The sequence below is a fragment of the Paenibacillus sp. JT22N1 genome, from assembly GCF_059692155.1.
On sequence record NZ_JCAUAW010000006.1, the window covers coordinates 289,577 to 304,123 of the forward strand.

Annotated in this window: 16 protein-coding genes; 1 reads left to right on the forward strand and 15 read right to left on the reverse strand. The window is 43.6% G+C overall.

Annotated elements, in window-relative coordinates; all coding sequences use genetic code 11:
• Positions 1 to 12: 12 nt before the first annotated feature.
• The 7 genes from ccsA to AC58UU_RS14435 all read right to left on the reverse strand — a co-directional run bounded on the left by ccsA (position 13) and on the right by AC58UU_RS14435 (position 6,873).
• Positions 13 to 1,272, reverse strand: a complete 1,260-nt coding sequence (gene ccsA, locus AC58UU_RS14405) for a cytochrome c biogenesis protein CcsA (protein ID WP_497316639.1) — start codon at positions 1,270 to 1,272, stop codon at positions 13 to 15.
• Entirely contained in the window at positions 1,269 to 2,930 is a 1,662-nt protein-coding gene (gene resB, locus AC58UU_RS14410) for a cytochrome c biogenesis protein ResB (protein WP_497316641.1), read from the reverse strand. Before resB ends, ccsA begins: the two co-directional genes overlap by 4 nt.
• A 35-nt stretch (positions 2,931 to 2,965) precedes the next feature.
• Positions 2,966 to 3,499, reverse strand: a complete 534-nt coding sequence (locus AC58UU_RS14415) for a redoxin domain-containing protein (RefSeq protein ID WP_497316643.1) — start codon at positions 3,497 to 3,499, stop codon at positions 2,966 to 2,968.
• A gap of 84 nt (positions 3,500 to 3,583) precedes the next feature.
• On the reverse strand, positions 3,584 to 4,330 hold the full coding sequence (locus AC58UU_RS14420; protein ID WP_497316644.1) for a pseudouridine synthase: 747 nt from the start codon (positions 4,328 to 4,330) through the stop codon (positions 3,584 to 3,586).
• A 107-nt stretch (positions 4,331 to 4,437) separates the two neighbouring features.
• Positions 4,438 to 4,971 carry a spore maturation protein gene (locus AC58UU_RS14425; RefSeq protein WP_171643420.1) on the reverse strand — a complete coding sequence of 178 codons (534 nt, stop codon included), beginning with the start codon at positions 4,969 to 4,971 and terminating at the stop codon, positions 4,438 to 4,440.
• Positions 4,972 to 4,977: 6 nt separating this feature from the next.
• Positions 4,978 to 5,577 (reverse strand): nucleoside recognition domain-containing protein, encoded by a 600-nt coding sequence (locus AC58UU_RS14430; protein ID WP_171643421.1) that lies wholly within the window; start codon positions 5,575 to 5,577, stop codon positions 4,978 to 4,980.
• 102 nt (positions 5,578 to 5,679) lie between these two features.
• Complete coding sequence (locus tag AC58UU_RS14435) at positions 5,680 to 6,873, reverse strand: D-alanyl-D-alanine carboxypeptidase family protein (protein ID WP_497316646.1); 1,194 nt, start codon at positions 6,871 to 6,873, stop codon at positions 5,680 to 5,682.
• Positions 6,874 to 6,998: 125 nt separating this feature from the next.
• Here AC58UU_RS14435 and AC58UU_RS14440 point away from each other — a divergent pair, with 125 nt between their 5' ends.
• The gene (locus tag AC58UU_RS14440; RefSeq protein ID WP_497316648.1) at positions 6,999 to 8,441 is read left to right on the forward strand and encodes an ArsB/NhaD family transporter; all 1,443 of its coding nucleotides are present in this window, start codon (positions 6,999 to 7,001) and stop codon (positions 8,439 to 8,441) included.
• 57 nt (positions 8,442 to 8,498) lie between these two features.
• On the opposite strand, the gene ytfJ is transcribed toward AC58UU_RS14440, so the two are convergent.
• The 8 genes from ytfJ to ribE form a co-directional block, all read right to left on the reverse strand.
• Positions 8,499 to 8,996, reverse strand: a complete 498-nt coding sequence (gene ytfJ, locus AC58UU_RS14445) for a GerW family sporulation protein (protein WP_497316650.1) — start codon at positions 8,994 to 8,996, stop codon at positions 8,499 to 8,501.
• A 117-nt stretch (positions 8,997 to 9,113) separates the two neighbouring features.
• Complete coding sequence (locus AC58UU_RS14450) at positions 9,114 to 9,824, reverse strand: DUF2953 domain-containing protein (RefSeq protein ID WP_497316652.1); 711 nt, start codon at positions 9,822 to 9,824, stop codon at positions 9,114 to 9,116.
• Between the two features lie 180 nt (positions 9,825 to 10,004).
• Entirely contained in the window at positions 10,005 to 10,607 is a 603-nt protein-coding gene (gene scpB / locus AC58UU_RS14455) for an SMC-Scp complex subunit ScpB (RefSeq protein ID WP_497316654.1), read from the reverse strand.
• Entirely contained in the window at positions 10,591 to 11,382 is a 792-nt protein-coding gene (locus AC58UU_RS14460) for a segregation and condensation protein A (RefSeq protein ID WP_171692401.1), read from the reverse strand. The genes scpB and AC58UU_RS14460 overlap by 17 nt, the downstream gene beginning before the upstream one ends.
• 16 nt (positions 11,383 to 11,398) lie before the next feature.
• The gene (locus AC58UU_RS14465; RefSeq protein ID WP_497316656.1) at positions 11,399 to 12,040 is read right to left on the reverse strand and encodes a site-2 protease family protein; all 642 of its coding nucleotides are present in this window, start codon (positions 12,038 to 12,040) and stop codon (positions 11,399 to 11,401) included.
• Complete coding sequence (ribH, locus tag AC58UU_RS14470; protein ID WP_029192962.1) at positions 12,040 to 12,510, reverse strand: 6,7-dimethyl-8-ribityllumazine synthase; 471 nt, start codon at positions 12,508 to 12,510, stop codon at positions 12,040 to 12,042. Before ribH ends, AC58UU_RS14465 begins: the two co-directional genes overlap by 1 nt.
• Positions 12,511 to 12,560: 50 nt before the next feature.
• Complete coding sequence (locus tag AC58UU_RS14475; RefSeq protein WP_497316658.1) at positions 12,561 to 13,787, reverse strand: bifunctional 3,4-dihydroxy-2-butanone-4-phosphate synthase/GTP cyclohydrolase II; 1,227 nt, start codon at positions 13,785 to 13,787, stop codon at positions 12,561 to 12,563.
• Between the two features lie 88 nt (positions 13,788 to 13,875).
• The gene (gene ribE / locus AC58UU_RS14480) at positions 13,876 to 14,547 is read right to left on the reverse strand and encodes a riboflavin synthase (RefSeq protein WP_497316660.1); all 672 of its coding nucleotides are present in this window, start codon (positions 14,545 to 14,547) and stop codon (positions 13,876 to 13,878) included.

Here is a 14,547-nt window from a genome sequence, read left to right on the forward strand (position 1 = left end):
AGTTCGTATGATTTATACACCTGCATAGGAGTGAAGACCTGCAATGACAAGGTTCACACCCACTAATGTAAACATAACAACAATAAATCCAATAACAGTCAACCAAGCTGATTTCTTACCTTGCCAGCCCTTCGAGAGACGAAGATGTAAAAACACCGCATAGAACAACCAAGTAATTAAGGCCCAAACTTCTTTGGGATCCCAACCCCAGAAACGGCCCCATGCTTCTTGAGCCCAAATCATCGCAAAAATCAATGCGCCTAATGTGAAAATCGGATAGCCGATCGCAATAGCACGATAGCTGATTTCATCCAGGTCTTCCGGGTCCATCCCTTTGACGATGGGTCCTATCGCTGCTCCTAATGGCTTACGCGCAACAACACGTGCGAGTCCATAGAGCAGAAGACCTCCAAGTATCGACCAAATGACCGTATTCAGCTTACGCCCTGCACTTGCACCCTCCATCCAAGATGGAGCAGCAAATAAAGGCTCTGACATACCCAAGAATGGCTTCATTTCTACAAGCTTCGTATCATAAGGCTTAACAATTGGAGGCAATACATAAGTTTCGTTATGAATGCTCGTTTCTTGTTGGCCTTGCGCATTGATCGTGATGACTTCTTTGGAGAAAACGGCTTTATAGCCAGAACCATTAAATGTAAAGATGGAAGCAATGAAGGCGATTAACATTAGAATGAAAAAGATCGTAAGTTCCACGCCTCTTTGTTCACGCTTATCCACTTTGGATGTGCCTTTGTAATCGACAGCACGTAGCAGATACATCAGTCCGCCAGCAAAGCCAACTCCGAAGAAAGCTTCTCCTGTAGCTGCGGTTGTTACATGGATCTTGAGCCAGTAACTTTGCAACGCCGGAATTAAGGGTTGTACTTCACTCGGGAAAACAGAAGCATAAGCAATGATGATAAAGCCAATGGGTAATGCGAATACACCAAGGACAGGTGTGCGATAAATGAGATACACGATCAAGAAGGCAAACATGATCATCATACCTAGAAAAGTCATGAATTCGTACATATTCGATGTCGGAATATGATTACCTTCCGCCCATCTGGTAAAAAAGAAAGTCACGTGACACGCAAATCCAACTAGTGAAGCAATGAAAGCAACAAAGCCCCATTGCTTCGTATGTTGTTCTGGGTCCCGGTTACTCCATTTCCTACCGGTTATCGAGAGGACAAACAATAAAAATGCAGCGAGGTAAACGAAAAAAGCTATAAGTAAAAAGGTGCTGCTCAGTGAGTTAACATTCACCCCTGGTCCCCTCCAATATCTAATGATTTCGGTGAAACTTCCATATTGTTCTTCTTGAGTGCTGCTGCTACTTCATTCCGAAGTCCAAACCAGTTCTTATTCGTATGACCGCCCAAAGTTAACTTCCCGCTATCAATTCGAATCCAGATGCGGCGATGCTGCCAATAGAAGCCCATAATCACACCAATCATGAATATCGCAGATCCTACCCAGATATACGGCATAGCCTTGTCTACGCGAATATTCAGATAGGTTGTATAATTGGCAAATTGAACACCTTCCATGGAGCCAACAGCAAGCTTCAACTTTTGGCTTATTGGGCCGTTAATTGTGTCTTGAGAGAACGTTTCTTTATCTATTTGTCTTGGGAAGTACAGGTAAGGTACACCGTTAGCTGCTAGATCGGGACCTGTGATGCTAAATATAAATGCAGGTGCTTTGGGCTCATTCGACTTGCTGATGGGCTGTCCCTTTTCAAGACCAAACTCGGGGAAGTACCCTTTCAGCATCAGCTTGTAAGGACCTACTTGATATTCTTCCTTAGGATTATTCATCGGCAATTCAAAACTTCCATAAGACTCACCTGTTGCAGGATTGCTGAGTGTGGGCTTCACGGAGATGAGCATTGGTGTAGATTTATAATCGAATTGATAAGCTTGAAGGCCTTTGTAATCAAGCGGATGATTCACGATGATGTTTTCTTTGTGCACTTCGGTAAGTACCGGTTCTTTGGATGAATCGTCACAATTCGCGGAACAATGATACAAAACTGCCTGAGTTTCATAGGTTTTCGGGACAATTTGTCCCTTAGCCTTAATACTTTCTGGCAAATCTTTCTCGTCATAAAGCTCCAACGTGAATTTTTCATTTTTGATGAAATAGGAAGTGTGAGGGATTTGCTTGGTTTCCCCTTCCAGAATACCCATGTACTCATCCATATGCCAGCCTGGAATGCTTCTCATTAACACACCGATCAGAAAAATAATGAGACCAATATGATTGATATAGGGGCCCCAACGGCTAAAACGGTATTTCTCAGCTAGAAGCGCTGTTCCATCTGTATGTACACGGTAATTTTTTTTGCGTAAAAACACACCTAGCTTATTTGTCCATTCTTCCTCATCCGTACCCGGCGGCAGTTCGGCGACAAGAGTCACTTTCTGTCTCGTGAGAAAATTCAAGTGCTTACGAATTTGCTGCTTAGATAACGCGCGATATAATGGCAACACCCGATCCAAACTACAAATGACTAGAGATGTTCCTATCATGAATAGCAGCGTGATGAACCACCATGAACTAAACGTATGGGAGAAGCCTAGAAAGTGATAAATGGTCCCAAGTGTACCATAGTTTTGCGAATAATACTGGGCAGGATCCATATCTAAGAACGTATTTTCTTGTGGAAAAATAGTGCCTACGGCAGATGCGACGACCGTCCAAATAATGATCCATACCGCTATTCTAACCGAGGAAAAGAAATTCCAGACTTTATCCAGCAAAGAAGGGTTGGATTTCTGAGAGCGACGGGCCATACCGTCGTATCGCATTTCCAGTATATCTCTGCCCTCCGTGTCAATCAGCGGATTACCACAAGATTCACAAAGCGTAGTACCTGTGGGATTCTGATGACCACAATCGCATTTGGTGTTGTAGAACATGATGACCTCCTGAAAACTTTAAGCATTCGTTCATTTTAAGATTTGTTAACTAACTTAGCGATCGATTCATCGATAAAAGTCTCAGTCATCTGGCCGATTTTTTTGACGCTCACTTTGCCGTCTGCACCAATAAAGAAGGTTGTCGGATAATCCATGACGCCATACTGCTTACGTACGACTTCTTTGGCATCCAGGAGCACTGGCATATTCAACTTATACTGATCCATAAAGCTTTGAACCGTTACTTTATTCTTATCAACGTTGACCTCTAAGAAAACCACGCCTTCTTTGCTCCATTTATCATATTGCTTTTGGAGAGCAGGCATTTCTTCTTTGCACGGCGGACAAAAAGTTCCCCAGAAATTAATCAAAACCGGTTTCCCTTTATAATCCGATAATTCATGCGTTTTACCATCTAATCCGACCAAGGAGAAATTCGACGCTTTGTCGCCTGTTTGGGGATACTTCTTGCTGTCAGAAGCCGACAAATTCGTAATAATGGTAAACACGCCAATAATAAGCACGACCGCAAAAATCCCAATCTGTACCCATTTCTTATTTGGTCCCACGTATAATCACCTTCGCTTTTTTAACAATGTTAGTTTTTTCACATAGGTTTATACCTTATATTATAACGAAAAGAAGGCCAATTCTTATTGGCCTTTTTGAACGTTATGTGTCTTGAGAGCCTCGTTCCTAAGCTCCTCAACCTCTTTAGGCGTCAAGTGACGATACTTGGCTCTTGGCAAGCCAGTTAAAAAGATTGGACCGAATTTAATTCGTTTTAATTTGATCACTGGAAAGTTGATTGCCTCGAACATACGTCTGACTTGTCGATTCCTGCCCTCGTAGATCGTAATTTGGACGATAGACTCATTCTTCTCCATATTCACATCCGCATATTCAACCTCAGCAGGAGCCGTCATGCCGTCCTCTAACTGTATGCCCGTTTTTAGCTTGTCTAATAACGTTCCGTGCGGTACCCCTTTTACAGTGGCTTGATAAGTTTTAGGCACGTGATGTTTAGGATGCGTGAGTAAATGTGCAAATTCACCATCATTCGTCAGAAGGAGTAACCCTTCCGTATCATAATCCAATCGTCCGACCGGATAAACGCGTTCTCTAATCCCAGGTAAGAAGTCCGTTACTACTTTACGGCCCTCTGGGTCCGTAGCACTTGTAATAACACCTTTGGGCTTATTCAAAATCACATAGATCTTCTTTTGTTGACCAATAGCACGTCCATCAACTCTAATTTCATCTTCTTCCGTGTTTACTTTCACGCCAAGCGTGGTGACGACTTCACCATTCACTTGAACACGTCCCGCTGTGATAATTTCCTCACATTTCCGACGGGATGCGATCCCCGCTTCGGCTAATACTTTTTGCAGTCTTTCCATGATCCGCTTTCACCTCAAGCTAATGATAACGGAGTTCCATGTAAATCTCAAGAGCGATGACATATTGAGATTGTCATTCGTTCACGAGGCACGATGGAATAGTCATTTTAAGTGAAAACTAAAAAGCAAATGATGATAGAAGCTACAAAGCCGACAAAGTCAGAAATAAGTCCTACTTTTAGCGCATACCCAGCTTTCCGAATGCCGATAGCACCGAAATATACCGTAATCACATATAACGTCGTATCCGTACTCCCTTGAACCGTCGAAGCAATGCGGCCAATCATGGAATCTGGGCCAAACTGCTCGATTAGATCTGTTGTAAAAGCAAGCGAGCCCGCTCCAGTAATCGGACGCAGAATGGCCAATGGCAGCACTTCGGTTGGAACGCCAATGCTTTCAAAGAATGGTCGCATCCAGCCGATTAGTAAATCCATCGCACCGGAGGCACGGAAGACAGATATGGCTACCATCATCCCGACTAGATGGGGGATGATTTTGATAGCTGTATCAAAGCCCTCTTTTGCTCCGTCAACAAACGATTCGTAAACAGGCACCTTTCGGTAGGCCGCGAATAAAGGAATGAAGACGATCATGATAGGGATAGCCCATGCAGAGATAAGTGAAACGAAGGCATACATTCGAAATCATCCTTTCAAAGGAGGGATGGGGGAGCGTGACCTTCGATACCATCGATCCACAAAAATAGCCGCGGCCGTCGAAATGATAGTGGCAATGAGCGTTGTGCCAACGATTTCCGCAGGATTTAAAGAATTGTAATTCATCCTAATGGCGATTAACGTCGTAGGAATAAGTGTAATGCTTGAGGTGTTAAGCGCTAAAAGTGTACACATAGCAGTGCTCGCCGTGTCTTTATCGGGATTCAACTTTTGCAGTTCCTGCATCGCCTTAATGCCCATAGGTGTGGCCGCGTTCCCGAGACCAAGGATATTGGCACTCATGTTGGACATGATGTAACCGATGGCCGGGTGATTCTTAGGAACACTAGGGAATAAGAAACGAACCGCCGGCTGCAATAATCTCGCAAGTTTGCTAAGAAGACCAGCATCTTCAGCTATCCGCATCATTCCCATCCAAAAGACCAGCACACTAATTAATCCAAAGCAGACCGTTACTCCGCTCTTAGCACCATCGAAAGCTGCTTGTGTGACAGTTTCTATATTCCCATTAAATGCAGCCACGCCGAACCCAACAACTATAAAAAATAGCCAAATCCAATTCACCATATCGAATGGCCTCCTAAGAGTTTTGCTTTAGCAAAACTGGCATCGTAAGCATAACCTTGAGTTTTGCTTTAGCAAAACTAACATCGTAAGCATAAGCTAAGTTTAATCCGCCCATTGTGATTCCGAGACTGTAAACAGGCTCTGTACTAACAATCTGCATATGTATCCGTAGTGTGAAAGCCATGTTTCTTGATACGCATTACCTTCTTTAAAGGAGAATGTGGATTGACTGGTGGTTTGCAGTAACGGACTTGTAGTATCATAGATGGGTACTGTTTGAATTGACTTCTGGTTGAGTGAAAATTGCAGCGTCCCTCGTTCTGCTAGCCGGTATTCCATAGATGCAGGATCGACTAGTGTTACTTTCCGAGTCAGTTGCGCAGCTTCACCTTCAGCTAATGGATAGGAAAACGTCCTCCCCACGACCAACGGAGTGCCTTCCACGAAATCACCCTTCTTGACAATCGTTTGTAAAGGATAATATTTAAAACCATATTGAAGTAACCGAGCATGATCCCCCCAATCATCCGGATCATTCAGCGTAACAACGGCGAGATGCTGGCCGTCTCTGGTGGCTGATGAGACCAAGCAGCGCTTGGCAAGCTTCGTATAACCCGTTTTCACACCGTCGGCACCTTCAAAGAGAGACAGCATCTTATTCTTATTAAGCCATGAATAATCCCAAGCTTCATTCGGGTTCGGTACTTTCTTGATTTTCGTGGAAACAATGTCTTGAAATACGGAATTTTTTAGGGCATATGCCGTCAGCTTAGCCATATCGTTCGGACTGGAGCGATGACCTTCTCCCTCATCGAGGCCCGAGGGATTCGTGAAATGCGAATGATCCATACCGAGCATCTTCGCCTTCTCATTCATCAAATAGACGAATCCTTCCACACTTCCTCCTATATGCTCGGCGATAGCGGTTGCTGCATCATTTCCAGAGCGCATCATCAGACCATACAGCATGTCGTGAAGACGCATTTCTTCCCCAAGCTTTAGATAAATAGACGAACCTTCTTTGCCAAACGCATTTTTACTAACCTTGACTTTATCCGTCAATTTGCCTTCTTCTATCGCAATGATAGCGGTCATAATTTTGGTCAAGCTGGCTATTCGCATAGGCGTGTCCCCTTTTTCACTATAGAGGATACGGCCTGACTCCACATCAATAAGGGAAGCACCCACTGCATTCGTATGGATGCCAGGCGGTGCTGCCTCCACTTGTCCAAATGGTGCCCACAGTAAACTAATAATCGCACTCCATAATAGGATTAACCTGATTCTTATCTTCATCGTTTTCCCCCTACACAAAAGAACTTGTACCTTTTTGACTAGACAAAACTTTGTACAAGTATATGCTTATGGAATAGGGATATGTCCAAGTCTTCTTATTTACAAAATAGAAATCAGTCGGTATAATGGGAACTAATTTCATACGGAGATCACCGGAGGAGCCTGCCACTGCAGGCTTCTTTTTGCGTTTTTTGGGGTTCTCCTTGAATTTGGACATAATAATTTTTACTTACAAAGTCAGTCAAGCAAAAGCTTACTGCGAGGAGGAATACATGCTAACTTGGGTTGCCTTACTTATTTTTGTAGTGACTTATGCGCTTATTATTTCTGAGAAAGTTAATCGAGCGGTCATCGCCTTACTCGGTGCTGTGATCATGGTATTTGCCGGTATTCTAGATGTTCACAAAGTATTTCAACAATATATTGAATGGGAGACCATCACTCTTCTTATTGGAATGATGATTCTCGTAGGAATTACAAATCAAACGGGTGTATTTCAGTTCGTCGCCATCCGTGCCGCGAAAGCTGTGAAGGGGGATCCCCTGCGAATATTACTCGTACTATCCGTTTTAACTGCTATTGGCTCAGCCCTCTTGGATAACGTAACAACCGTTTTATTGGTCGTCCCTGTCACCATTGCGATTACTCGGATCCTGGAAATTAATCCCGTCCCTTTCTTGATGTCGGAAATCATTGCTTCTAATATAGGAGGTACTGCTACACTCATTGGAGATCCTCCCAACATCATGATTGGATCTGCCAACCCGCATTTAACTTTTAATGCCTTTCTGCTCAATTTAGCACCTATTACGATCCTTATATTCGGTGTAGCTCTTTTCATGCTATATATGATGTATAGAAAGCAGCTGCGACCTAATCCTGCTCTGCAAACTAAACTCTTAGAGCTGAATGAACGCAATTATATCAAGGATAAGCTGCTCATGAAAAAATCTTTACTAATTTTATCACTGACTATTATCGGATTTATGCTTCATGCCATTATTCATGTTGATGCCGCAGTTATCGCCATATCTGGCGCAATTTTACTCATGCTTTTCGGTCTCAAGGAACACGATGTCGAAAAAGCTTTTGATTCTATTGAGTGGGTAACGATTTTCTTCTTTGCTGGCCTTTTTAGCTTAGTCGGAGGTTTACAAGAGGTTGGATTAATTAAATCTCTAGCCATGAAAGCTCTAGATGTAACGGAAGGAGATATCACCACAGCTTCATTATTGATTCTCTGGGGTTCTGGTCTTGCATCAGCGACCATTGATAACATTCCATTCGTTGCTACGATGATCCCTTTAATTAAAGACATGGCCGTAGGGCTTGGACTTGCTGTAGATTCAGAGCCTATCAATATCCTATGGTGGTCGCTTGCTTTAGGGGCTTGTTTAGGAGGAAATGGTACAATTATCGGCGCTTCCGCCAATGTTATCGTTGCCGGACTCGCCGCCAAAGAGGGCAAAGGTTTTAGTTATATAGAATTTCTGAAGGTGGGGGCACCTATAACCCTTGTGTCTCTGGCATTAGCCCATGTTTATATCTATATCCGTTATCTGCTATAAGGGGATAAGACATGAAAAAAGCTGCCCACAAAGGACAGCTCAAACGAAGGCCAATCACTACACAATGAAATTTTGATTCTCGATATTGGTTACATTTGTTCCACTCGTGCCTACAGTGCTGGCAGGTGTCTTGGCTCCTAAGCCTTTGATCATGCTTTGAATTCTGTCAACCACTTGCGGTGCGGAGTCAATGAGGCGTTCAAGAATATGTGTTTGGTTGTCCAGTGGAACAACCTTCACGCCATTCTTGCCCACGACGAGGAAAGCAATAGGTGTAATGGATACCCCTCCGCCGCTACCGCCGCCGAAAGGAAGGGCAACCTTCGCATTCAGCGCATCGCTTCTACCTGCAGAGCCGCCTTCGATTTCAATTTCGGAATCTGTCACGAATTCGCTGCCTCCTGCGGCAAAACCGAAACCAACTTTGGATATCGGCATTATAACACTACCGTCCGGCGTTTCAACAGGATCACCGACAATCGTGTTAACGTCGACCATTTCTTTAATATTTTCCATGGCGACTTTCATGAGGCCTTGAATCGGGTGTTCGGACATGATCGTATTCCTCCTTAGAATTTTTAGCCAGATAAACTGGCATCAAAAGCACAAGCGTCAAAAAGCAATAATGGTTCATTTGTAGAATGCCCTTAGTGGAATATCGTTATGTACAGTTCAAGAAGCCGTTTTAACTCGCGACCTTATCTTCAGTGTCTTCAAAACGATTTGAATCCATGTACGAATACCACCTTTTACTTTGGCCGCTCTGCTAATCAAACGTACTCCTGCAACGACTACAAACCATACGCGGATACGTCCTACAAAACGAAAATCGGTTGAAAATTGCTTTTCATTATATTGCGGAATAACATCGATGTGTGGTTTCGCCGTTAAGTTCACATAGCGAATGGAAAAGCCAAGCAGCGAAGACTTGATTCCCCATATAGCCCCTGTTGTAATCGCTGTTTCAGGTGCATCACCTACGCCTATGCGAGTTATCCATTTCAAATCGGTACACTCGACTTTCGCTAATGTCTGCTTCATCCAATCATAAAGGTTTAATGTATGTACAAGTGCTTCCTTTGCTTGATTGTAAATGTAGAGTATTTTCTCTTTCGTGATATGATCCTTGCTTTCATCTTTAAGCTCGGAACTGGATTTGGTCACGATTTCCGATTTAATCAAAATCCCCTTTGTAAAGCCTTTGAATTGTATGATTGGAATGACATATCGATAGCGTATAAGCCCGAATAACGCCCGCATTTCCACTGATAACGTATCGTTGTCTTTCACTCTGGAGAAGCTGAATTCGCCACGAATGAAACTGGATAAGAGAACGATGATCGCAAAAATGATAAAAAGAAATACAATCCCCAGCCACAACAACTTGGAATCCCTCCTAATATAGGGATCTTTGAGCTATGCTCAAAGTCTCTCTGCTTTGGGATCTTTGAGCTATGCTCAAAGTCTCTCCGCTTAACAAAAAACTCCACCTGCAAGAAAAAGTCTTCTCGTAGGTGGAGTTAGTATGACCTTAAAAAGGAAATGAAATGCATGTGCGGGTACTCATTCAGTTTCATCACTTACATCTTCAAGAGTAATCTGCTTCTGATCTCCGCCTAATCGGTCAAATAATAGACGTGTCTCTTCTTCCAGATCGAAATTCCCTTGGAAGCTCGCCGAATCCGGCAGCTCCGTAATCGAACTAAGCCCGAAATATTCTAGAAATTGCTTAGAGGTTCCGTACAATATCGGTCTACCAACCGCGTCGGCCCGTCCGACTTCCGTTATCAAGTCTTTACCGGTTAAGGTTGCTAAGGCCCGATCGCATTTCACGCCGCGGATCTCCTCAATTTCGACTCTTGTAATTGGTTGTTTATAAGCAACAATGGATAAAGTCTCTAACGCGGCTTGCGATAAGGATGATCGTGAAGGTGAATAAGCTAGTCGTTCATAATAGGGAGCATGCTCAGCTAAGGTTGTTAACTGATAGGCTCCAGCTACTTCCACAATCTGAATGCCACGACCCTTTCGTTTAAACTCCGTTCTCATATCTTTGAGCAGATCACGAACCAAATAAAGATCAAGCTCCATGACTTCAGCCAATTGCTTGGCATCCAAGCCTTCGTCGCCAGAGGCAAAGAGCAGTCCTTCAATAATTGATTTCATCTGTTGGAAATTGAGTGTCAATGTCAGAAACCTCCTCTTTCGCTTGGATGACGATGTCTTCAAATAGCTTGTACTGATAACAAATAACTTTTTTCATTTTCATTAATTCGAGTATGGCTAAGAAAGTCACGACTATTTCTTCACGTGTCATTTCGTAATCGAATAGCTTCGAGAAAAGCAGCTTGCCGCCTTTAACTTTAAGTAAGTCGACTACCTCTCTAATGCGGTCTTTGACGGATATTTCATCTCTTCGAATTCTTGTAACGACATTGCGGTTAGCCAGCTTCCGTAAAGTCCGTTGAAAGGCAAATAAGAGGTCTGCGACATCAAGCCCCTCAACAGGATTCTCGTGAATATCAGGCAGGTAAGACGTTAAATCCTCAGGTTCACGCGTATACACCAGACTACGTTCTACTTCTTTATCCCTAAGCATATCGGCAATCGATTTGTACTTCCGGTATTCAATCAGCTTCGCAACAAGCTCTGCGCGAGGATCTAGAGAGTCGTCCATATCATCAAAATATTCATCAAATTCAATAACAGGAGGCTTAGGCAATAGCATTTTGCTCTTGATAGAAAGAAGTGTTGCTGCCATCACAAGAAACTCACTCGTAATATCCAGCTCTAATTCATGCATTGCTTGCACATAACCCAAGTACTGGTCTGTAATTTCTTTGATCGGAATATTATAAATGTCGAGTTCATTTTTATCGATAAGATGAAGCAATAGATCAAGGGGGCCTTCAAATGCTTCTAACTTATAGGTTACTTTCATTTAGTTCTCCCCCTTGTCATATTGAAAATAGATTCATCACAAACTGCGCGGCAAACGGATAAATATGGCCGAGCGCCCATTGACCAACCGGTGTAATCAGTAAAACAATAACTAGAATAAGTGCATAACGTTGATTACGTGTAAACCAGCCCTGCTTTTTGTAAGGAAAAAGTCCTTTCAAAATATGCCATCCGTCGAGCGGGTAAAGGGGCAGCATATGTATAAGACAAATCATTAAATTGACGATGACGCAGTACTGCAAATAGACTCGCCACTGTTCCACGGTTATGGACTCAGTCCCTCCTCCTACCAAAGCCGGAAGAAAGAAATAGAGCCACCAGAAGAACAAAACGAGCAGCAAATTCGTAAAAGGACCCGCTAAATAAACAAGCGTGTTGGATAGCCTCGGGCTTTTCTTAAATCGTGATTCATCTACCGGTAATTTCTTCGACCAACCATACGGCCCGAAGATGATCATAGCTAGCCCCAAGGCATCTAAATGTGCCAAGGGGTTTAGCGATAACCGTTTGCTTTCTCGAGCTGTACGATCTCCGAGCAGCCAAGCTACCCCCGCATGAGCTGCGTCGTGCAGCGTCATTGCGATCAGAAAAGCGAACAACCTGGGCAGCAGTGTTTCCAGATGATAATAAGAAAGCATTACGAAGTGAATTGCTTCGTCAAATTCGCCATTTCAATCGCTGTTACGGCAGCTTCCCAGCCTTTATTCCCAGCTTTGGTACCCGCACGTTCTACCGCTTGCTCAATGGAATCTGTTGTTAAAACACCAAAAATCGTAGGAACGCCTGTTTTCAGATTAATAGCAGATACACCCTTCGCTACTTCGCTGCACACATAATCAAAATGCGGAGTTGATCCTCGGATTACGGCACCTAGTGTAATAACTGCATCGTACTTTCCGCTTTCAGCCATTTTTTGAGCGATTAGCGGAAGTTCAAATGCGCCTGGTACCCAAGCGATATCTACTTCATCTTCATTTACGCCATGACGTTTCAGAGCGTCCTGTGCGCCACCCAACAATTTGGATGTAATAAATTCATTGAAACGACCTACAACGATACCATATTTCAAGTTTTGCGAAATTAAATGTCCTTCAAAAATGTTAGCCATGGTGAGATTCTCCCTTTCCTATTTGAACAAGTTATTTGATTTAATTAGATTTAAATACCGCTGCCTGAGTCATGAAAACTCAGCATATGGCCAAGCTTGTTTTTCTTCGTTTGTAAATAACTGAGGTTATCAGCTTTACTATCCATTTGAATGGGAACCCGCTCAACCACTTCAAGGCCGTAGCCTTCCAGACCTTTAATTTTGCGTGGATTATTCGTTAATAGACGAAGCTGCGTGATGCCAAGATCTTTCAAAATTTGCGCTCCAATCCCATAATCCCGAAGATCTGGAGCAAAGCCTAGCTTAATATTCGCTTCTACGGTGTCTAATCCCTGCTCTTGCAAGGCATAGGCCTTCAATTTATTGATTAAACCGATTCCGCGACCTTCCTGTCGCATATATAATAATACACCATTGCCCTCTTCATCAATCTGTTTTAATGCGGCATCGAGTTGTGGACCGCAGTCGCAGCGATGAGAATGGAAAACATCCCCAGTCAAGCACTCGGAATGCACGCGTACCAACGTTGGTTTAGAAGGGTCTATTGTCCCTTTGACAAGGGCCACGTGTTCTTTGTTATCAAGCAGGTTCGTATAAGCAATAGCCTTGAAAACGCCGAAGTCGGTAGGAAGTTTAATTTCAACCTCACGTTCAACTAATTTCTCCTGCTGATTCCGGTAATGGATTAAGTCCTGAATCGTGATAATGCGCAAGTCGTGTTTCGCTGCAATTTCCATCAGGTCCGGTACACGTGCCATCGTCCCGTCTTCCTTGATGACTTCACAAATGACTCCTGCTGGGTAAGAGCCACACAAGATAGCTAGATCTATCGTCGCTTCCGTATGTCCAGCTCTGCGAAGGACACCGCCCTTCTTAGCAATCAGAGGAAAAATATGGCCAGGTCTGCGGAAATCCTGCGGTTTTGTTGCGGGATCAATCAAACCCATAATCGTTCTAGAACGCTCATGCGCAGATATCCCTGTGCTTGTATCCTCATGGTCAACTGAAACGGTAAACGCTGTTCCATGATAATCCGTATTCCGAGCGACCATGGGAGGCAGCTCAAGTTCTTGTGCACGTTCTTCCGTTATAGGTGCACAAACGAGTCCGCGTCCCTCTCTGATCATGAAATTGATGACCTCTGGCGTAGTTTTATCAGCAAGTGCGATAAAATCGCCTTCGTTCTCACGATCTTCATCGTCTACTACAATAATGACTTTACCTAGCTTAAGATCATTCAGCGCTTCTTCTATGGTGTTGAAGATTATTTGTGTCATATTCACCTCTCCTTAGAGCTTTGCTTTAGCAAAGCTTTCTTCGTAAGCGTAACTAGAGTTTTGCTTTAGCAAAACTGACTTCAAGTTCCTACATAAAGCCGTTATCGGCAAGAAAGCTCGCGGTTAGCGTACTTTTCTTTTTCCCGTTTCCATCCGAAGATTCAGATGGGCCGAACTTTAGAAGACGCTCCATATATTTGCCTAGCACGTCACATTCTATGTTGACCGTATCCCCGGCCTTTTTATCATGTAGGACCGTTTGAGCAAGAGTATGCGGGATGATGGAAACCGCCACTTCACGATCATTGATATCAACAACAGTAAGGCTAATGCCGTCAATTGTGATGGAACCCCCGGAAATGATATATCGGAAAATGTGATTATTCTCCGGTTCGAACCGGTAAACGACCGCATTTTCTTCGGGTATTCGTGAAAGGATCGTTGCGGTTGCATCCACATGCCCTTGAACAATGTGCCCACCGAACCGGCCATTCGCTGCCATCGCTCGCTCCAAATTCACGCGTGTGCCTGTTTGTAGTTTGCGAAGATTCGTCTTACGGTATGTTTCTGGCATAACGTCCACGGAAAATGAGTCGTTATCAAAGGCTATGACCGTCAAACAGACGCCATTTACAGAAATACTGTCACCAAGGTGGACATCTTCAAGCACTTTCTTGGCGTTAATGGTCAACACCATCGCTTGCCCTTGACTATGAATGCGGCGCATGTGGCCGATTTCTTCGATAATTCCGGTAAACAT